The 18,689-nt window shown below is 38.2% G+C and carries 21 protein-coding genes; 16 read left to right on the forward strand and 5 right to left on the reverse strand.

Translation table 11 applies throughout. The features are described 5' to 3' along the window. Positions 1-7: 7 nt before the first annotated feature. The 3 genes from ACGHIY_RS01170 to ACGHIY_RS01180 form a co-directional block, all read right to left on the reverse strand. Positions 8-418, reverse strand: a complete 411-nt coding sequence (locus ACGHIY_RS01170) for a Fur family transcriptional regulator (RefSeq protein ID WP_287540696.1) — start codon at positions 416-418, stop codon at positions 8-10. 230 nt (positions 419-648) lie between these two features. Beyond that, positions 649-1,467, reverse strand: coding sequence for a metal ABC transporter permease (locus ACGHIY_RS01175; protein WP_004693987.1), 819 nt, complete (start codon positions 1,465-1,467; stop codon positions 649-651). Continuing rightward, positions 1,460-2,287 carry a metal ABC transporter ATP-binding protein gene (locus ACGHIY_RS01180; protein WP_077708031.1) on the reverse strand — a complete coding sequence of 276 codons (828 nt, stop codon included), beginning with the start codon at positions 2,285-2,287 and terminating at the stop codon, positions 1,460-1,462. Before ACGHIY_RS01180 ends, ACGHIY_RS01175 begins: the two co-directional genes overlap by 8 nt. A gap of 147 nt (positions 2,288-2,434) precedes the next feature. Between ACGHIY_RS01180 and ACGHIY_RS01185 the strand changes: the two genes are divergently transcribed. The 4 genes from ACGHIY_RS01185 to ACGHIY_RS01200 all read left to right on the forward strand — a co-directional run bounded on the left by ACGHIY_RS01185 (position 2,435) and on the right by ACGHIY_RS01200 (position 6,049). After that, positions 2,435-3,349, forward strand: a complete 915-nt coding sequence (locus ACGHIY_RS01185; protein WP_004693983.1) for a metal ABC transporter substrate-binding protein — start codon at positions 2,435-2,437, stop codon at positions 3,347-3,349. A gap of 351 nt (positions 3,350-3,700) precedes the next feature. Next, complete coding sequence (locus tag ACGHIY_RS01190) at positions 3,701-4,372, forward strand: hypothetical protein (protein WP_128114167.1); 672 nt, start codon at positions 3,701-3,703, stop codon at positions 4,370-4,372. Between the two features lie 291 nt (positions 4,373-4,663). After that, positions 4,664-5,347: a hypothetical protein gene (locus ACGHIY_RS01195; RefSeq protein ID WP_021147683.1), complete on the forward strand. Its 684-nt coding sequence runs from the start codon at positions 4,664-4,666 to the stop codon at positions 5,345-5,347. 72 nt (positions 5,348-5,419) lie between these two features. Further along, positions 5,420-6,049 (forward strand): hypothetical protein, encoded by a 630-nt coding sequence (locus ACGHIY_RS01200; protein ID WP_279009201.1) that lies wholly within the window; start codon positions 5,420-5,422, stop codon positions 6,047-6,049. A 52-nt stretch (positions 6,050-6,101) separates the two neighbouring features. Here ACGHIY_RS01200 and fliB read toward each other — a convergent pair whose 3' ends face one another. Further along, positions 6,102-7,013, reverse strand: coding sequence for a flagellin lysine-N-methylase (gene fliB / locus ACGHIY_RS01205; protein WP_279009199.1), 912 nt, complete (start codon positions 7,011-7,013; stop codon positions 6,102-6,104). 160 nt (positions 7,014-7,173) lie between these two features. Between fliB and ACGHIY_RS01210 the strand changes: the two genes are divergently transcribed. From ACGHIY_RS01210 to ACGHIY_RS01220, 3 genes are all read left to right on the forward strand, one after another. Continuing rightward, positions 7,174-7,737 (forward strand): PepSY domain-containing protein, encoded by a 564-nt coding sequence (locus ACGHIY_RS01210; RefSeq protein ID WP_004693970.1) that lies wholly within the window; start codon positions 7,174-7,176, stop codon positions 7,735-7,737. Positions 7,738-8,252: 515 nt separating this feature from the next. After that, a complete protein-coding gene (locus ACGHIY_RS01215) occupies positions 8,253-8,873 on the forward strand; it encodes a ribonuclease E (RefSeq protein WP_279009195.1) in 621 nt (206 codons plus the stop codon). A gap of 158 nt (positions 8,874-9,031) precedes the next feature. Next, a complete protein-coding gene (locus ACGHIY_RS01220) occupies positions 9,032-9,310 on the forward strand; it encodes a PepSY domain-containing protein (protein ID WP_004697959.1) in 279 nt (92 codons plus the stop codon). 405 nt (positions 9,311-9,715) lie between these two features. Here the strand turns inward: ACGHIY_RS01220 and alr are convergent, their stop codons facing one another. Continuing rightward, positions 9,716-10,828 (reverse strand): alanine racemase, encoded by a 1,113-nt coding sequence (gene alr, locus ACGHIY_RS01225; RefSeq protein ID WP_279009193.1) that lies wholly within the window; start codon positions 10,826-10,828, stop codon positions 9,716-9,718. Positions 10,829-11,384: 556 nt separating this feature from the next. Between alr and ACGHIY_RS01230 the strand changes: the two genes are divergently transcribed. The 9 genes from ACGHIY_RS01230 to ACGHIY_RS01270 all read left to right on the forward strand — a co-directional run bounded on the left by ACGHIY_RS01230 (position 11,385) and on the right by ACGHIY_RS01270 (position 18,688). Beyond that, positions 11,385-11,699 (forward strand): YdcP family protein, encoded by a 315-nt coding sequence (locus ACGHIY_RS01230; RefSeq protein ID WP_000420682.1) that lies wholly within the window; start codon positions 11,385-11,387, stop codon positions 11,697-11,699. A 15-nt stretch (positions 11,700-11,714) separates the two neighbouring features. Further along, positions 11,715-12,101 carry a YdcP family protein gene (locus tag ACGHIY_RS01235; protein WP_000985015.1) on the forward strand — a complete coding sequence of 129 codons (387 nt, stop codon included), beginning with the start codon at positions 11,715-11,717 and terminating at the stop codon, positions 12,099-12,101. 28 nt (positions 12,102-12,129) lie between these two features. Continuing rightward, positions 12,130-13,515 carry an FtsK/SpoIIIE domain-containing protein gene (locus ACGHIY_RS01240; protein WP_000813488.1) on the forward strand — a complete coding sequence of 462 codons (1,386 nt, stop codon included), beginning with the start codon at positions 12,130-12,132 and terminating at the stop codon, positions 13,513-13,515. A 2-nt stretch (positions 13,516-13,517) separates the two neighbouring features. Then, the gene (locus tag ACGHIY_RS01245; RefSeq protein ID WP_000879507.1) at positions 13,518-13,670 is read left to right on the forward strand and encodes a hypothetical protein; all 153 of its coding nucleotides are present in this window, start codon (positions 13,518-13,520) and stop codon (positions 13,668-13,670) included. Positions 13,671-13,692: 22 nt separating this feature from the next. Next, on the forward strand, positions 13,693-14,898 hold the full coding sequence (gene mobT / locus ACGHIY_RS01250; protein ID WP_000398284.1) for a MobT family relaxase: 1,206 nt from the start codon (positions 13,693-13,695) through the stop codon (positions 14,896-14,898). A gap of 42 nt (positions 14,899-14,940) precedes the next feature. After that, positions 14,941-15,162 (forward strand): hypothetical protein, encoded by a 222-nt coding sequence (locus ACGHIY_RS01255; RefSeq protein ID WP_001009056.1) that lies wholly within the window; start codon positions 14,941-14,943, stop codon positions 15,160-15,162. Between the two features lie 116 nt (positions 15,163-15,278). Beyond that, positions 15,279-15,776: an antirestriction protein ArdA gene (locus ACGHIY_RS01260; protein ID WP_000342539.1), complete on the forward strand. Its 498-nt coding sequence runs from the start codon at positions 15,279-15,281 to the stop codon at positions 15,774-15,776. An 88-nt stretch (positions 15,777-15,864) separates the two neighbouring features. Further along, positions 15,865-16,257, forward strand: coding sequence for a conjugal transfer protein (locus ACGHIY_RS01265; protein WP_000723888.1), 393 nt, complete (start codon positions 15,865-15,867; stop codon positions 16,255-16,257). After that, positions 16,241-18,688 carry an ATP-binding protein gene (locus tag ACGHIY_RS01270; RefSeq protein ID WP_000331160.1) on the forward strand — a complete coding sequence of 816 codons (2,448 nt, stop codon included), beginning with the start codon at positions 16,241-16,243 and terminating at the stop codon, positions 18,686-18,688. Before ACGHIY_RS01265 ends, ACGHIY_RS01270 begins: the two co-directional genes overlap by 17 nt. Position 18,689: the final 1 nt, after the last annotated feature.

An 18,689-nucleotide genomic window follows, 5' to 3' on the forward strand; every position in this document is an offset into this window, starting at 1 on the left:
CTTTTTGTTATTTATTTTTATCCTTACAGTTTCTACAGATTCCAGCAATCTCTAAGTGATGTTCCGTTACAGTAAATCCTGCTTCGCTTAGTTCTTTAGGCATTTCTACGACGGGACAGGTATGGAGCGGTATCATGGCACCACAGCTCGTACATACTGCGTAGTGGCGGTGCGTATGAGGGGTGATTTCATAATATGCCATATCACTACCCATGAGCGTTGTACGTGTAACGATACCCTTAGTTTCTAATAGTTCAAGTGTACGGTAGATAGTAGACATCCAAGTAGTACCGCTATCACCTAATCGCTCAGCAATTTCAATGGCTGTAATAGGTTTATCTGTAGTTGTTAATACGGACCAAATGGCTTCGCGCTGTTTGGTCTTTTTTATACCTTCTGGCCAAGTTGTTGTATTCATAGCTCTCTTTCGATTCTATTTTAATACTAAACATGCTATACACCTGTATAGTTAAATGACTTATATGGCTAATAGAATATCAAATATGCTATCGCATTTGGTTAGATATATTTTTATATTTAACTAGTTATATTTTTTAATCTACTAGCTATATTATTTGACTCTAACTAGTTATATTACTCTAACTAGCTATAATATTTATGCCTAAATATATAAATTATTGTTTTAGCTTATCTACTAAACTGAAAGCGTCGTATGATGGTGCGAATATTTTTAATGACTAACACTACCAGTAAAATACCTACCGATGTTAGGGACACGAAGCCACCAGGTGCTACGTTAAGGAAGTAGGATCCAAAAAGTCCGATAATCATGGCAAGTAAGCTAAATCCAATGGAGCATAATAAAGTTATTTTAAATCCTTTTTCTAATTGTAATGCAGATGCTACTGGTAATGCAATCATGGCACTCAATACGAGAACACCAACGATTTTAATAGAAATGGATACGGCGGCAGCCATTAAGATAGCAAAGATATAGTTGATAAAATCTACCTTAACACCTGCTACACGAGCCGCTTCTTCATCGTAAGCGATGTAGAGTAAGGAGTTATACAAAAAGTATAGCGTTAATACTGATAAAATGGTGAGCACTGCAATGCTAATCATATCGGTTGCGTTTACCGTTAGGATGCTACCAAAGAAGAATACATTTGCGTTAGCCTTTAGTTTGCCTGAGCTAATAAGTGTAATAGCTGTACCGATGCTGAGGGATAAGATGATAGTAAGAATAAGATCGAGATGGTGTGAAAAATATTTTCGCAAGAACTCGATGAGTGCACCGCAGATGGCAGTGAAGATAAAGGCTCCTAAAATTGGATTAGTATTCGTTAATAAACCTAGTGTAATACCTGCTAGCGATGCGTGACTCATGGTATCGCCAATCATACTGGAACGGCGTAGCACCATGAAGATACCAATACATGGACATAAAAGAGAAATACAAATTGCTACGAAGAAGGCATTTTGCATGAAATCATAACTAAACATGGCGCACCTCCTCAACTGTGGTATCATCGGCCTGAGCCTGAGCCTGAGCCTGAGCCTGAGCCTGAGCCTGAGCCTGAGCCTGAGCCTGAGCCTGAGCCTGAGCTTGAGCTTCTATTGTTACATCTGTGAAACAGGAGCAGTTTTTGTGATCTATTGGATTGCGACCTGTACTGTGCATGATTTCACTAGCATATTGCTCAGGGGAGCAAAGGTGACCTTGACCATTTGCAATATGGTAGATATTGGTAGAGTTGGCGAGAGCCATTTCGATATTGTGCTCAACAGAGATAATCGTAATATGGTGCTCTTGGTTCAAATTTCGAAGTAGAGCATAGATGCCCTCTTGGCTTTTTCTATCGATACCTGTTGAAGGCTCATCGAGGATGATGAGGTCAGGCTTACCGATGAGGGCGCGGGCGATAGATACACGCTGAGCTTGTCCACCTGAAAGTTTGCTGATGAGACGGTCTTTAAATTCCGTCATATGGGTAAGCTCTAATACGCGATTGACTTCCTGTTTATCCTTAATCTTTAAAAGTTTACGGTAGGAATCGAGGATTTCTTTTACCGTAATAGGAAAGCCTGCGTGAGAGAAGTCATTTTTTTGAGACACATACCGAATATTATTGGTGCTTCGCTTGATAGAGCCTTTTACAGGGGTAAGAAAACCTAAAATGAGACGGAGCAAGGTACTTTTACCACACCCATTATCCCCAACGATGGATATATAATCACCACTGTGAATATGTAAATTAAGGTCATTTAACACATAAGGCGGTTGACCTTGATAGGAAAAATAAAGATGTTCTATTGATAACATATGAAAACCACATTTCTGATTGACAAAATTCTAAGTAAGTTTATACTATAACTATATTACAAATGCAACTGAGTCGCAACTGCAACTAAAGAATGGTTTATATTCTGTATAGGCATAGCGATCAGGTTTTTACAAAGGAGGACTACGATGATCAAGAAACTGATTTTGTTAGTTGTAGGTATTATGATGGCTGCTTTATTTGCAGGTTGTGGCAACGATGCACCGAATGCACAGAAGGAACAAGCAAGTAAAAAAATCCAAGTGGTAACAAGCTTTAATGCAATGGCTGAGTTTACTAAGGCTATTGGTGGTGACAAGGTAGAGGTATCTACTATTATACCAGATGGCGTAGAACCACATGATTTCGAATTGAAGCCTGAAAATATGAAACAATTGGCAACAGCTCAAGTATTTGTGTATAACGGTTTTGGTATGGAGCCTTGGGCAAAACAAGCTATCGAAGCAGCTAAAAATGATAAACTCGTATCTGTTGTAGCTACTGAAGGTGTTGAAGCTATTAAAAATACTGACCCAGAAGAAATTAAAGAACATGGTGCAGAAGATCCTCATGCATGGTTATCTTTGAAAAATGCTAAAATTGAAGTGAAAAATATCAAGGATGCCCTTGTAAAAGTTGACCCAGCAAACAAGGATTATTATGAAAAGAATTATACTGAATACGTTGCTAAATTAGATGCAATGATTAAAAAATATGAAGAGCAATTCGCTAAAGCTCCGCATAAAAACTTTGTTACAGGCCATGCAGCATTTGCGTACCTATGCCGTGATTTTGGTTTAGAACAAAACAGTGTGGAAGATGTATTTGCTGAAGGTGAACCTAATGCAGCACAATTGGCTAAACTCATCGAATACGCTAAAGAAAACCATATTACTACTATCTTTGCAGAAGAAATGGCTAGCCCAGAAGTATCCAAAACTTTGGCACAAGAAGTAGGTGCTAAGGTAGAAACTATTTATACTATCGAAAGCAACGAAGATAATAAAACATACTTAGAACGTATGGATGAAAACCTTACAAAAATTGCAGCATCTTTGCAATAAGATAAACGAAAAGGCGGCCCCTAGTGGGGCTGCTTTTTTGCGTTATAATAGGTTAGAATAATGTCTTAAAATTTGAATTATATAGTATAATATATTAATAGATGAAATAAAAAGGAAACCTAATATGGTTATCATTAATAAATCAGGGGTTGCTGATGAAAGGGCTTGACCATAGTTATTATTTTGAAGGGGCAAGTTACCTATAAGCAATTTGGTCTAAATCTTTGGATAACGGGAATTTCTTTTTACATAATATCCTTCATCTTTGGTGTGGGAGGTATAATGTTGTCCATGACGGTTTAAATATAGTTTGTGTTACAATTAGATAGATATAGGTGTTTTGGAGGTTTTATGGAAACAAAATGGTATTCAGATATTTGGCAACTTGTGGTAGCTCCATTTAAACGTGGTATTCCACAGATTGTAGAGCATGGATCTTGTCGCAAAGGGTTCTATGCTACAGTAGCTTTGGCATTGGTGGCATTCGTATTTTCAAATATTCTACCTACTTTTTTGAGTATGATATTTGTGGATAAACTTAGTGTTGCACTTACTGGTGCGGCGGCTCTTTCTGGGGCCGGTATATTAGGCCTAGCGGTTGGCTTGCTATTTGCTTTTATTGGTATTGCTATTTATTCTGCGATTTTCTCTTGGGTCGCCAATAAATTTGATGCCCATACTACATATGAGTCTGTGTTAAAAATCATGTGGTACGAACAAGCTTATAATCAGATTATGGGCTTAGTATATTTCATTGGCTTCCTATTACTATCATTGCCATTTTTGTTGCTACTAGGCTCTAATCCTGACTCTATAGTAGGTAGTATTGTATGGATAACTATTATTATATTCGCAACGATAGCTTTTGCAGTCTATACATTCTGGGTATGCTTAACATTGTTGAGTCGCCAAATTAATAAATCCCGTTTAGCAACTTTTGGTATTTCTATTATTACGAGTTTGATTCCTGTAATCCTTTTAGGTATCTTGATTGGCATGGTAGTACTTGCTACTTCCAGATAATTACATAACATGAAAGGGGCTGTAACAAAATACCCCTTACTACGAAAAAAGCTATTAGCTGATTATATATAATCTGCTAATAGCTTTTTCTGTATTTTATAAGGGAAAAGGGCCCCGAAGGACCCATTCCATTAGGATAATTAAAGTATGAAAAGATGTCTGTTTTGTGCTATAATGATGAACGGAAAATGAAAAGGAACTATTTTTTATAGCTCCTTATTGTGTGTTGTATGTTATAGTATTCAAACTTAAATGTTGTGTATGTATATTGTGTAAAAGGTGGTGATACCTATGATGGTGGGTTTAATGCAGTTTATCTATCGTTTATTAAACCCTATTGAAGAGAATAATCCTCGTATGTATCACTTTGATATTGCCTATGGGCAACTCATAGGAATGCTGCTATTAACACTCATATGTTATCAATTTACTATTGTAGGTGAAGGCGTATATTTAGATGCTATACGTGCGTTTATACGCAATTCTTCGTTATTAGTAAGGTGGGAATCGCTATCTCTTCCAGTAGGTCAACATGAAATACAACTTTTTTTGGAACAGATGGGTAGTCCTAGAGAATTTTGGAATATGGGTCGCTTTGCATGGGTAATCGGAAAAGTTATTTTTATGGCATGTATCATTATAGTTTATGCGGTTGCTCAACAGCGTAAATTTTATGTTCGAACTGTTACAACCGGTATTTTGCATATCATGTCATTTGCTCAACTTGTTGTGGCATTGATTACTTTTACAGCAGGGATTATGCTGATTTTAACTTCGGTACCATTAATACTGCAAGCAATCATTGGCTTCTGTATGATTGTGCTATGTGTTTTAAGTACCGTATTATTGTTACAAACTATGGGACGTATTGTGGGAGCATGTATTAATGGGACCCCTTATGAAGGTTTGATTCTAATGTTGATTGCTCTTTTGGTAGCACACGTGTTTGAATGGATTTATATGTTGACTCGATAAAATACATATGATATATCTAGGACGAGACATGGCTCGTCCTTTTTTACTAGTTTTAAACTAAAAGGAGCATTTATGACATGGTATAAGGATATATTGCATTTATTTACCAGGCTTAGCGAACAATCTTTTCAGAATATTATCAATTATGGATCTCATACAAGAGCCATTCTGAATCTAGTCGTATCTACTATTGTATTATATATAATGACCTATAGCTTACCGTTTATGGTGAAAGTTATATCTCCAATGCTCGGGATTAAACGGATTACTGGGTTAACTCATTTTGATGTAATTAGTATTTTAGCAAGTTCTGTATTTTTAATTTTTCAAATTATCATCGGTTCATTTGTTATATGGCGCTTACTTGTTTTATTAGGTGGTCGTGGTACTTATGATGGGGTATTGCGCAATTATATATATGGATTAGCTTATACAAATGCACTTCGCACGGTTGTCTTAGTATTAATTCATATACTAGGGATTATTTTTTTCTCTTTGTCTCTTCAAAAATATGTAGGGGATATGGCTTATCTTATTACGATGTTCAGCCAGTATTATGCCGTGTTCATTGTAGCCCAATTAATGAGACGTTATGTTGAATTAGGTATTATTAAAACCTATATTGTTATGTTTGTTGTGGCATTATTATCTGTCTCTGTATTACCTCAATGGATCCGTTTTGTTCATACCATTTTCAAATGATGTATTATGATAAGAATTAAAAACCGCAAGATAAATATCTTGCGGTTTTTGTTCACTCTATAATAAGTTGGGCTTCGTAGTGTTGTAATAATAGCGCCACATTATCTTCGTCGTATTCGATTTGTTGTGACCATCTTGCAACTTGCTTTAAGGGTTGTCCCTCTAATGCGCTGGCTATAAGTATATAGTCAGTACCCTCCTTTGCATAGGCTAAGATAGATTCCAAGGAATAGTCTGATAGCATATCGATTTGGCGATACAATATATATTGGTACACTTTGTTAAATAGGCTCATATCTTCATGCTGTATATAGGTCTGTACGGATGCGATGAGTTGGTCTAGTTTACTAGATAATGTATTAACTTGTGCTGTCCAATTCTCATCGATGGGTTCCGTTTGTTTATATAGGTCTAATAGTTCTTTGAAAGATTGCTTTGAGAGCTTTGGCGTATATTGGAATAGATTAGGATCTAAATCAAAGGCTAATAATTCAAAAACATTGTGGAGTGTTAATCGCTCCTCAGAATTGAATTCATTATGGTCATCTTCAATTATAAAGAGGAGTAAGTCCATTGGTTCTTGTCGGGCCAATAGTTCAACCGAAGCTTCACAAGATAATCCAACGCCACATAGTTCTAAGTCTTCAATGTATTTATAAAAGCGTGGATGCATATGACAGGTGTCACAAAGTCCTTCTTCTCCCAATTCAAGAACTACCTTGCATAGACCTTTTTCATTGAGTAAGGGACACATAGGTTGTGCTTTAGAAAAGATAAAATGACTGCCTTCATCATCAACAGTGATGGCTTGGCGTAAGCTTTCACCAAGAGAGCCAGTCATAGCATGGTAACGTTTAGCAGTAGGCTCATCTATATCGATGGTCCACAGCTGACAACATGTATTTTCGCATTGATCGGCCTTGCATTGAAATGCGTGATATATAGTGGGGTAAATTGAAATCATAGTTAGCTCACATGTAGTTACAAAAATGAATCTATGTGCATTGTATCATAGGGCGTAGGTACATGCACTAATTATATAAATAAAGATTATAAACCGCGTTGATTTAGTGTATAATTGTATATATATTGTTATGATAACTGTTTGAGATATGGAGGAACCAATGAGATCATTTTTTGTAAAAGGTAGCCTTGTATTGGCCTTGGCAGCGGCATTTGGCATGCCAAATGCAAGTGCAGCCCCTTTAGTAGCTGTAGAGCCAACTGTGGCAGTTGTTGATGGCAACCATGCGGCGATTGTAGGCGCTAATGGTTTATTAAATGCCTTTATCCAAAATCATCCAAATGCAGGAATTACGGAAATCGCCTTTGATGCGGATGGAGGTCAAATTAAGTATGATGTTGAAGGTTTTGATGAATCTGGCAAGTATGAGTTAACGTATATCTATGCTACTAATCAAATCTTTGAAAAGCGCGAAGGGGACTTCCATAAATCACTAAAGAAAAAATCGTTTGATCCTCGGGAAATCTTACCGCCTGCAGCTGTGGTGAACTTTGCTTACGCCCAAACAAAAGGTAAAGCTGTGAGCCTTAATGAATGGGCTGTGCGCTATGATAAAGGTAAAATTGTCTACAAAGTTAGCTTTGGTACAGCAGATAATAAAGAAGTACATGTGCGTATGGATGCAATGAATGGTAAATTGCTATCTGTTAAATTTGACGATTAATATATGATTGACTAGTTATTATATCTTAATAGTGCCTAGTTATTTTATTCTGAATATAATAATTAAATGCCTTAATACTATTTTTCTTAAAAAAATAACTAGTATTGAGACATTTTTTGTGAAAGTTTGCTCATGAATGTGAAATTTTAGATATCGATACGTATATTTTGAAGCCGTTTATCCCTTATATATGGGATAAACGGCTTTTGATATGTTTTTCATGGAATTTTTAAGTATAAAGTAAATCCCATAGGATTTCATAGGAATTATATATAAATTCATTCTAAACTCACTATAAAATAAGCTTTTAACAGTGCTTCTACATTTTGACTTCATAGACTGTCGATAGTATGTGTACCAGTCGAAAGACAAACTCAAGTATATCTGAAATTTCCAAGCTATATATCTACAAGTCCATGCTAGATATATGTTTTGGAACTTACATGATGACATTGAGTTGACTGGAAATATACATGCGTAAAGTTGCATGTAAATGAATTAATAAGGAGGACAATATGAAAAAATCTATTTTAAAAAGTAGTATTGCTTTAGCAGTGGCTGGCGTATTTGGTGCCACTGTAGCTGTAACCGCAGCTGAACCAGTAACTCCAATGCCTGTTACACAAGAAACAGCGAGTGCAGCGACTCCAGCACAACCAGTTACTGATCCAGTAGTTCCTACTACAGCGGTGGCTCCAGATGTGGCTACTACTGCAGTTGCACCTAAAACTCCGGTAGCTCCTGTGGCAGACGGTAATCAAGTAGGTACAGCAGTTCGTAATACTACACCAGTTCCAACAGCTACACAAGATGTTAAAACACCAGTAGCTCAAGAAACTATAGTACCTAGTACAGAAAATCCTGCAGCAGCAGTTCCTACTATTGAAACTGCATCTGTAGCTAAAGCTCCTAGTGAAACAAGAGTAGTACGCGGTGGCGATAAAAAATCAGAATCTGTAGCAAAGCATGATAAAGAAGTTAAAAATACTAAAAAAGCTGCAGTAGACAAAGCGCCTAAAGTAAAAGTTGTGAAAGACGAAAAAAAGGCTGATAAAGAAGAGCCTACTAAAGAGGAAAAAAAAACTCTAAAAGTAGAAAATCACAACCTAGCACAACCAATCAGCAAGAAGGCGTAGTAGACCAAAATAGTATTTTCGTAGTTGGTGCTAATTATTTAATTGACCAATTCGAAAGTAAATTTGGAAACTCCAAAATCACTAATGTATCCTTCAAAACTCAAGGTAAAACTGCCATCTATGAAGTAGCTGGTTTTAATACTAGTGGTGCTCATTCTATGACTCTAGATGTGGCTACTGGTAATGTAACGGATGGTACTCCTAAAGCATATGATGCATCTATGGAAGCTAGTGCTATTGATGCTGGGACAGTAATACCTCCACATGTGGCAATTAATGCAGCTTTCGTACAGTCTGGCAAGGTAGCAACTGGTATTAATGCGTGGTCTCTTGCTAATCAAAATGGTAAACCACTATATACCATAGAATTCCATGATGCACAAAATAAACCGATATCCGTTGTATTGGATGCTAAAACAGGGACGGTAGCAAAATAAGTTGATCTCCTATTCTATAGCGCTGTAAAGCAAACCCTTTCAAAAACGAACACTAAGCACTCAAAACTATACACACATAACATAAATACACTTACACACACATACACAACACATAAAACACACAAAAACACACACAATAAACAACACACACACAATAAACAATTACACACAGCCCTCTGGATTGGATAGATAAACATTGACTCTCTCCTATGCCATCTATCGTTCAGAGGGCCCCTTATGAATTGTGGTTCCCTCCGAATCATAAGATTATATACTTGGTATATATACTCTCTCTCACAATAAGAACGTAACTGCTTTACAGCACGCTGGGTATAGGAGAGCAAGAAAGCCCGTATCACATGTAGACTTCTACATGTGATACGGGCTTTCTTTATTTTACATAGATTAAATATATTGTCGTGGTACGCGCTCTGAGAATCCACAAAAGATTTCATAAGGAATTGTAGAAGCAAGGGCTGCAATTTCTAAAGCAGAAATGCTTTCATGACCTTGAGACCCTAGAAGTACCACCTTATCGCCAGGTTTTACCGTGATTGTATCTGGAACAGAAACCATGAATTGATCCATACAAATACGACCTACTACGGGACAACGAGTGCCATGAATCAGTACGGTGCCCCGATTGGATAAACTACGAGGGTAGCCATCCGCATAGCCTACAGGGATAGTAGCAATTGTCATTGGCTCAGTTGTGATATAGGTAGATCCATATCCAATGCCTTCGCCAGCAGGGATATGTTGTACATGAACAACTTCACTATGGAAAGATAAAACAGGTTTTAAGCCCAATCGATTTGGTACATCAAGAGATGGCATGATACCGTATTGAATAATACCAGGACGAGCATCTGTGAATAGACTATCTTTGACAGATAAAAGACCTGCACTGTTGGCGAGGGAGAAACGGTAATCCGCTTCTGGACGGAATGCTCGTATTTCATCTACCATGCGATGAAATTTTTGCGTTTGGCTATGGGCATGTGTTTGATCCGCCGCATCAGCATTACTCATGTGGGAGAAGAATCCGTCTATTTCCAAATTTTCGTAGGACTCAATGCGTTTGATAAACTCAATGGCATCCTCAGGCTTGATACCGATGCGATGCATGCCTGTATCAACGGCAACAGCAACGCGAATAATCATGTCGTGATTATCAGCTACTTTATTGAGTGATTCCAAGTCGGTAGATTCACAAACGGCAGGAATCGAATTAGTGTCTGCCACAAGTTCAAAGGATTGTGGCCTTGTGAGTCCTAATAAATAAATAGGTACCATAATACCTGCATTGCGAAGTGGTACGGACTCCTCTGGAATAGCAACGGCTAAGGATTCGTAACCTTCCTCCACGGCAATACGACCCATCATAACACTGCCGTGGCCGTAGCCATTGGCCTTGATGACAGCTGTAGACGTACTCCATTCAGGTAAACTATCTTTAATTTTACGCAAATTCTCGCGAACGAGACTTGTATTTATGGTCAAATAGGTAGGTCTCATGGTATTCCTCAATTCTATATAACATTACTCTTATTTTATAACTTTTGGGGAATTACACAATACTTTTGTGAAAGTTATATACAGAAAAATGAGTTTTATTTTGAATTTTATAGGGTTTATACATATATTATATACAATTATTGTGAAAGTAAACTAATTGGTTGTGAAAGTATATTAATTGGTATAGGTATTTGATATATAATAGAAGTTTTTTTAGTATAAAAATAGCATAAAAATCTAGTTATCCGCATAAAAACTGGACTTATCACACTTTATCAAGGTCAAAACCACTCAATTTACTACTAATTTACTACTTATGAATGAGCTTTGATACGACGATTTATCCTTGAAAAGTGAAGATATAAAGATACTTCCAATAAAATTTGAATATTTAATAGGTAGACACTTCAAAAAATGAGGTGTCTATTTTTTTACCCGATTTTGAAAGGAAGTGAACTTATGAAAACAAAAAATCAAGAATCAAAAGGTCGTTCCCCACTCTTTAAGACCATCAAACATTCATTCAGCCAATAAAAAAGAAAGGATAGGTAAAAATATGGAACTTAAATTTGTGATTCCCAACATGGAAAAAACATTCGGCAATTTAGAATTTGCTGGCGAGGATAAAGTCGTTCAGCGAAGAATCAACGGACGGCTAACTGTCTTATCAAGAAGCTATAATCTCTATTCTGATGTTCAAAGAGCAGATGATATTGTGGTGGTGCTTCCTGCTGAAGCTGGCGAAAAACATTTCGGCTTTGAGGAACGTGTGAAGTTAGTCAATCCACGTATTACCGCAGAGGGCTACAAAATCGGCACTCGTGGTTTTACAAATTACCTTTTACATGCTGACGACATGATAAAAGAATAAAGAAAGAGAGGAAAAATGATGAGATTAGCAAATGGCATTGTATTAGATAAAGACACGACTTTTGGAGAATTGAAATTCTCTGCTCTACGTCGTGAAGTGAGAATCCAAAATGAAGACGGGTCGGTTTCAGATGAAATCAAGGAACGTACCTATGACTTAAAATCCAAAGGACAAGGACGCATGATTCAAGTAAGTATTCCTGCCAGCGTGCCTTTGAAAGAGTTTGATTATAACGCACGGGTGGAACTTATCAATCCCATTGCGGACACCGTTGCTACTGCCACCTATCAAGGAGCAGATGTTGACTGGTATATCAAGGCAGACGATATTGTGCTGACAAAGGATTCTAGTTCATTCAAAGCTCAACCACAAGCAAAGAAAGAACCGACACAAGACAAATAGTCGCTAGGTAGAAAGGAGACTTTTTCGCATGAAACAGCGTGGTAAAAGGATTCGCCCATCTGGTAAAGATTTAGTCTTTCATTTTACGATAGCGTCACTCCTGCCTGTTTTCCTGCTGGTTGTCGGACTGTTTCATGTGAAGACAATCCAGCAGATCAACTGGCAGGATTTTAACCTATCACAAGCAGATAAGATTGACATTCCCTATTTAATTATCAGTTTCAGTGTCGCAATTCTTATCTGCTTGCTGGTAGCGTTTGTATTCAAACGGGTTCGCTATGATACGGTTAAACAACTTTACCACCGTCAAAAACTGGCAAAGATGATACTTGAAAACAAGTGGTATGAATCTGAACAGGTCAAAACAGAGGGTTTCTTTAAAGATAGTGCTGGTCGTACAAAGGAAAAGATAACCTACTTCCCTAAAATGTATTATCGACTTAAAAATGGCTTGATACAGATACGGGTGGAAATCACGCTGGGAAAATATCAAGACCAACTCTTACACTTGGAAAAGAAATTAGAGAGTGGCTTGTACTGTGAGCTGACGGATAAAGAGTTAAAGGATTCCTATGTGGAATATACTTTGCTCTATGACACCATAGCCAGTCGTATTTCTATTGATGAAGTAGAAGCTAAAGATGGTAAACTTCGCTTAATGAAAAACGTATGGTGGGAATATGATAAGCTCCCTCATATGTTGATTGCTGGTGGTACAGGTGGCGGTAAAACTTACTTTATACTGACACTGATTGAAGCCTTGCTTCATACAGATTCAAAACTGTATATTCTTGACCCGAAAAATGCTGACCTTGCGGACTTAGGTTCTGTGATGGCAAATGTCTACTATAGAAAAGAAGACTTGCTTTCTTGCATTGAAACATTCTATGAAGAAATGATGAAACGTAGTGAGGAAATGAAGCAGATGAAGAACTATAAGACTGGCAAAAATTATGCTTACTTAGGTCTCCCGGCACACTTCTTAATCTTTGATGAATACGTCGCTTTCATGGAAATGCTGGGAACAAAAGAAAACACCGCAGTTATGAATAAGCTGAAACAGATTGTCATGTTAGGTCGTCAAGCTGGCTTCTTTCTAATACTGGCTTGTCAACGTCCAGACGCAAAATATTTAGGCGACGGAATCCGTGATCAGTTTAATTTCAGAGTGGCTTTAGGTCGTATGTCTGAAATGGGCTATGGCATGATGTTTGGCAGTGACGTACAAAAGGATTTCTTCTTAAAGCGAATCAAAGGTCGTGGCTATGTTGATGTAGGAACAAGTGTCATATCAGAGTTTTATACTCCCCTTGTACCAAAAGGATATGATTTCTTGGAGGAAATTAAAAAGTTATCCAACAGCAGACAGTCCACGCAGGCGACGTGCGAAGCGGAAGTCGCAGGTGTGGACTGATCTTGCTGGCTGGTGTGGCAATAGCCACGCCAGCACTTAACCCCCCGTATCTAACAGGGGGGTACAAATCGACAGGAAACAGTCAAAAAAACATTAGAAAATCCTTTGGTTACAAGGGATTTACAAAATTTCAGCGTATGTCAAATGGGCTTTAAAAGTTGACATACGCCTTTTTGATTGGAGGGATTTTTACTGAATGAACAAACTTGGTTACAGCATTTAAAAGAAAAACGCTTGGCTTATGGACTATCTCAAAACCGTTTAGCTGTTGCGACTGGTATTACAAGGCAGTATCTAAGCGATATTGAAACAGGAAAAGTCAAGCCATCAGAGGATTTACAGCAGTCCCTTTGGGAAGCTCTGGAACGCTTCAATCCCGACGCTCCCCTTGAAATGCTGTTTGATTATGTAAGGATTCGCTTTCCGACAACAGACGTACAGCAGGTGGTCGAAAACATCTTACAACTGAAACTGTCCTATTTTCTTCATGAGGACTATGGTTTCTATTCTTATTCAGAGCATTATGCTTTAGGCGACATATTCGTCCTTTGCTCCCATGAACTGGACAAAGGAGTTCTGGTGGAATTGAAAGGTCGTGGGTGCAGACAATTTGAAAGCTATCTTCTGGCACAACAAAGAAGCTGGTATGAGTTCTTTATGGACGTTTTGGTGGCTGGCGGTGTGATGAAACGCCTTGACCTTGCCATTAACGATAAGACAGGGATTTTGAATATCCCTGTACTCACTGAAAAGTGCCAACAGGAAGAATGTATCTCCGTCTTCCGCAGTTTTAAAAGCTATCGCAGTGGCGAACTGGTACGCAAAGAGGAAAAGGAATGTATGGGAAACACCCTCTATATCGGTTCATTACAAAGTGAAGTTTATTTCTGTATCTATGAAAAGGACTACGAGCAGTACAAGAAAAATGATATTCCCATTGAAGACGCAGAAGTAAAAAACCGTTTTGAGATTCGATTGAAAAATGAGCGTGCCTATTATGCAGTCCGTGATTTACTCGTCTATGACAATCCAGAGCATACCGCCTTTAAAATTATCAATCGGTATATCCGTTTTGTAGATAAAGACGATTCCAAACCTCGTTCTGATTGGAAACTGAATGAAGAATGGGCTTGGTTTATTGGGAACAATCGTGAACGATTAAAACTAACCACAAAACCAGAGCCTTACTCCTTCCAAAGGACGCTGAACTGGCTATCTCATCAAGTTGCCCCGACCTTAAAGGTTGCGATTAAACTTGATGAAATCAACCAGACGCAGGTTGTAAAAGACATTCTCGACCATGCGAAACTGACAGACCGACACAAGCAGATTTTGAAGCAACAGTCAGTAAAAGAACAGGACGTGATAACAACAAAAAAATAACTCAAATACAAATTCATTGAATATAGAGAGGAGAACATTTTTATGAATTTTGGACAAAACCTTTATAACTGGTTTCTATCAAACGCTCAATCACTGGTGCTTTTAGCAATCGTTGTGATTGGCTTGTATCTTGGCTTCAAGCGTGAGTTTAGCAAACTGATTGGCTTTTTAATTATTGCGATTATTGCGGTTGGCTTAGTCTTCAACGCTGCTGGAGTAAAAGACATTTTACTAGAGCTATTCAATCGCATTATTGGTGCTTAAATAAAACCGTTCTTTTGTGGAATATAAGTGGTTTTCTTATGTTCCGCAAAGGAATGGTACACCAAACGAAGTGCGGTAGGGATTTTTGAATCTCTACAAAGAAAGGACGTGAATATATGGACGATATGCAAGTCTATATTGCGAATTTAGGCAAATACAATGAGGGCGAATTGGTCGGTGCGTGGTTTACCTTTCCCATTGACTTTGAGGAAGTCAAAGAGAAAATCGGCTTGAATGATGAATATGAGGAATACGCCATTCATGACTACGAGTTACCCTTTACGGTTGACGAATACACTTCCATTGGCGAACTCAATCGACTATGGGAAATGGTATCGGAATTACCCGAAGAATTACAATCGGAGCTATCTGCTCTGCTCACTCATTTTTCAAGCATTGAAGAACTAAGCGAACATCAAGAGGATATTATCATTCATTCCGATTGTGATGATATGTATGACGTGGCACGCTACTACATTGAAGAAACGGGTGCTTTAGGCGAAGTACCAGCTAGTCTTCAAAACTATATTGATTATCAAGCCTATGGTCGGGATTTAGACCTTTCAGGAACGTTTATCTCAACCAATCATGGGATTTTTGAAATCGTCTATTAAATCTGTCGGTACATTACTACTGGCAGATTTTCTATTTTACGGGGTGGCTCAATCAGCTACCCCTATTTTTTATGAAAGGATTGATTACATGAAGAAAATACGAAGCTATACCAGTATCTGGTCTGTGGAAAAGGTACTGTATTCTATCAATGATTTTAGACTTCCGTTTCCCATAACCTTTACGCAAATGACATGGTTTGTCGTGTCACTCTTTGCAGTGATGATACTTGGCAACTTGCCCCCTCTTTCCATGATAGAGGGAGCATTTCTCAAATACTTTGGGATTCCTGTGGCTTTCACATGGTTTATGTCTACAAAAACTTTTGATGGTAAAAAGCCTTATGGATTTTTGAAGTCTGTCATTGCTTATGCACTGCGACCAAAGCTGACCTATGCAGGAAAAAAAGTAACGCTTGGCAGAAACCAGCCACAAGAAGCCATTACAGCAGTTAGGAGTGAATTTTATGGCATATCCAATTAAATACATTGAAAACAATCTCGTCTGGAATAAAGACGGGGAATGTTATGCTTACTATGAGCTTGTTCCTTACAATTACTCATTTCTAAGTCCAGAACAGAAAATACAAGTGCATGATTCTTTCAGACAGCTTATCGCACAAAATCGTGATGGCAAAATTCATGCTTTACAAATCAGTACAGAATCCAGCATACGTTCTGCACAAGAGCGTTCCAAAAATGAAGTCACTGGCAAGCTCAAAGCGGTTGCCTATGACAAAATCGACCAACAGACAGACGCTTTAATATCCATGATTGGCGAAAATCAAGTGAACTACCGTTTCTTTATCGGCTTTAAGTTGCTTCTCAACGATCAGGAGTTTTCTATGAAAAGTCTTACCGTTGAAGCAAAAAATGCTTTGTCTGATTTTGTCTATGATGTGAACCATAAGCTGATGGGCGATTTTGTTAGTATGAGTAATGATGAAATCCTGCGTTTTCAGAAGATGGAAAAGCTCTTAGAAAATAAAATCTCTCGTCGTTTCAAAATCCGCAGGTTAGATAAGGACGACTTCGGCTATCTGATTGAACACCTTTACGGACAGACAGGCACTGCCTATGAAGAGTATGAGTACCATCTATCAAAGAAAAAGCTGGATAATGAAACGCTGATTAAATACTATGACTTGATTAAGCCTACTCGCTGTTTGGTGGAAGAAAAACAGCGATATTTGAAAATCCAGCAGGAAGATGAAACCGTCTATGTAGCTTACTTTACCATTAACAGCATTGTCGGAGAACTGGACTTCCCGTCCTCTGAAATCTTCTACTACCAGCAACAGCAATTTACATTCCCGATTGATACGTCAATGAATGTGGAAATTGTAGCGAATCGTAAAGCCCTATCTACTGTCCGCAATAAAAAGAAAGAACTGAAAGACTTGGATAACCACGCTTGGCAAAGTGATAATGAAACCAGCTCCAATGTGGCGGAAGCTCTGGAAAGTGTGAATGAGCTGGAAACCAATTTAGACCAAAGCAAGGAATCTATGTACAAGCTGTCTTATGTGGTAAGGGTATCAGCAAATGATCTTGACGAACTCAAACGTCGTTGTAATGAAGTGAAAGATTTTTATGACGATTTAAGCGTAAAACTGGTACGACCATTTGGGGATATGCTCGGCTTACATGAAGAATTTTTACCTGCCAGCAAGCGTTATATGAATGATTATATTCAATACGTGACCTCTGATTTCCTCGCTGGTTTAGGTTTTGGTGCTACTCAAATGCTGGGGGAAAATGAGGGGATTTATGTTGGCTACAGCTTAGATACTGGACGCAATGTCTATCTGAAACCTGCTCTTGCCAGTCAAGGGGTTAAGGGTTCAGTAACCAATGCGTTAGCGTCGGCTTTTGTTGGTTCGCTGGGTGGTGGTAAATCCTTTGCGAATAACCTTATCGTCTATTATGCGGTGCTTTATGGGGCACAAGCAGTGATTGTAGACCCAAAAGCAGAACGTGGCAGATGGAAAGAAACCTTGCCAGAGATTTCCCATGAAATCAATATCGTCACTCTGACTTCTGATGAGAAAAACAAAGGCTTACTTGACCCTTATGTGATTATGAAAAATCCCAAAGATTCTGAATCACTGGCTATTGATATTCTGACATTCCTTACGGGGATTTCCTCTCGTGATGGGGAACGCTTCCCAATCCTTAGAAAAGCCATTCGTGCAGTAACCAATAGTGAAGTACGAGGGTTGATGAAAGTGATTGAGGAATTACGGGTTGAGAATACGCCACTAAGTACCAGTATAGCCGACCATATCGAAAGTTTTACAGACTATGACTTTGCACATTTATTATTCAGTAATGGTTATGTGGAGCAGTCTATCAGCTTAGAAAAACAACTGAACATTATACAGGTTGCGGACTTGGTACTTCCCGACAAGGAAACTTCCTTTGAGGAATATACCACTATGGAGCTTTTATCCGTTGCTATGCTGATTGTCATTAGTACCTTTGCTTTAGACTTTATCCATACAGACCGAAGCATTTTCAAGATTGTAGATTTAGACGAAGCATGGAGCTTTTTACAGGTAGCACAAGGAAAAACACTATCTATGAAGCTGGTTCGGGCTGGTCGTGCTATGAACGCTGGGGTATATTTCGTGACCCAAAATACAGACGACCTCTTAGATGAAAAACTGAAAAATAACCTCGGCTTAAAATTTGCATTTCGTTCCACTGACCTTAACGAGATTAAAAAGACCTTAGCCTTTTTTGGTGTAGACCCAGAGGACGAAAACAATCAGAAGCGATTGCGTGATTTGGAAAACGGGCAATGCCTTATCAGTGATTTATATGGTCGTGTCGGTGTGATACAGTTCCACCCTGTATTTGAAGAACTGCTCCATGCCTTTGATACCAGACCACCTGTGCGAAAAGAGGTGTAAA

This window comes from Veillonella parvula (assembly GCF_042850485.1).
Classification (GTDB): domain Bacteria; phylum Bacillota; class Negativicutes; order Veillonellales; family Veillonellaceae; genus Veillonella; species Veillonella parvula_Q.

What these genes read in the sequence shown, in the direction of transcription:
- ACGHIY_RS01170 (WP_287540696.1), bottom strand. Translation starts at nt 418, where the DNA reads ATGAATACAACAACTTGGCCAGAAGGTATAAAAAAGACCAAACAGCGC.
- ACGHIY_RS01175 (WP_004693987.1), bottom strand. Translation starts at nt 1,467, where the DNA reads ATGTTTAGTTATGATTTCATGCAAAATGCCTTCTTCGTAGCAATTTGT.
- ACGHIY_RS01180 (WP_077708031.1), bottom strand. Translation starts at nt 2,287, where the DNA reads ATGTTATCAATAGAACATCTTTATTTTTCCTATCAAGGTCAACCGCCT.
- ACGHIY_RS01185 (WP_004693983.1), top strand. Translation starts at nt 2,435, where the DNA reads ATGATCAAGAAACTGATTTTGTTAGTTGTAGGTATTATGATGGCTGCT.
- ACGHIY_RS01190 (WP_128114167.1), top strand. Translation starts at nt 3,701, where the DNA reads ATGGAAACAAAATGGTATTCAGATATTTGGCAACTTGTGGTAGCTCCA.
- ACGHIY_RS01195 (WP_021147683.1), top strand. Translation starts at nt 4,664, where the DNA reads ATGATGGTGGGTTTAATGCAGTTTATCTATCGTTTATTAAACCCTATT.
- ACGHIY_RS01200 (WP_279009201.1), top strand. Translation starts at nt 5,420, where the DNA reads ATGACATGGTATAAGGATATATTGCATTTATTTACCAGGCTTAGCGAA.
- fliB (WP_279009199.1), bottom strand. Translation starts at nt 7,013, where the DNA reads ATGATTTCAATTTACCCCACTATATATCACGCATTTCAATGCAAGGCC.
- ACGHIY_RS01210 (WP_004693970.1), top strand. Translation starts at nt 7,174, where the DNA reads ATGAGATCATTTTTTGTAAAAGGTAGCCTTGTATTGGCCTTGGCAGCG.
- ACGHIY_RS01215 (WP_279009195.1), top strand. Translation starts at nt 8,253, where the DNA reads ATGAAAAAATCTATTTTAAAAAGTAGTATTGCTTTAGCAGTGGCTGGC.
- ACGHIY_RS01220 (WP_004697959.1), top strand. Translation starts at nt 9,032, where the DNA reads ATGACTCTAGATGTGGCTACTGGTAATGTAACGGATGGTACTCCTAAA.
- alr (WP_279009193.1), bottom strand. Translation starts at nt 10,828, where the DNA reads ATGAGACCTACCTATTTGACCATAAATACAAGTCTCGTTCGCGAGAAT.
- ACGHIY_RS01230 (WP_000420682.1), top strand. Translation starts at nt 11,385, where the DNA reads ATGGAACTTAAATTTGTGATTCCCAACATGGAAAAAACATTCGGCAAT.
- ACGHIY_RS01235 (WP_000985015.1), top strand. Translation starts at nt 11,715, where the DNA reads ATGATGAGATTAGCAAATGGCATTGTATTAGATAAAGACACGACTTTT.
- ACGHIY_RS01240 (WP_000813488.1), top strand. Translation starts at nt 12,130, where the DNA reads ATGAAACAGCGTGGTAAAAGGATTCGCCCATCTGGTAAAGATTTAGTC.
- ACGHIY_RS01255 (WP_001009056.1), top strand. Translation starts at nt 14,941, where the DNA reads ATGAATTTTGGACAAAACCTTTATAACTGGTTTCTATCAAACGCTCAA.
- ACGHIY_RS01260 (WP_000342539.1), top strand. Translation starts at nt 15,279, where the DNA reads ATGGACGATATGCAAGTCTATATTGCGAATTTAGGCAAATACAATGAG.
- ACGHIY_RS01265 (WP_000723888.1), top strand. Translation starts at nt 15,865, where the DNA reads ATGAAGAAAATACGAAGCTATACCAGTATCTGGTCTGTGGAAAAGGTA.
- ACGHIY_RS01270 (WP_000331160.1), top strand. Translation starts at nt 16,241, where the DNA reads ATGGCATATCCAATTAAATACATTGAAAACAATCTCGTCTGGAATAAA.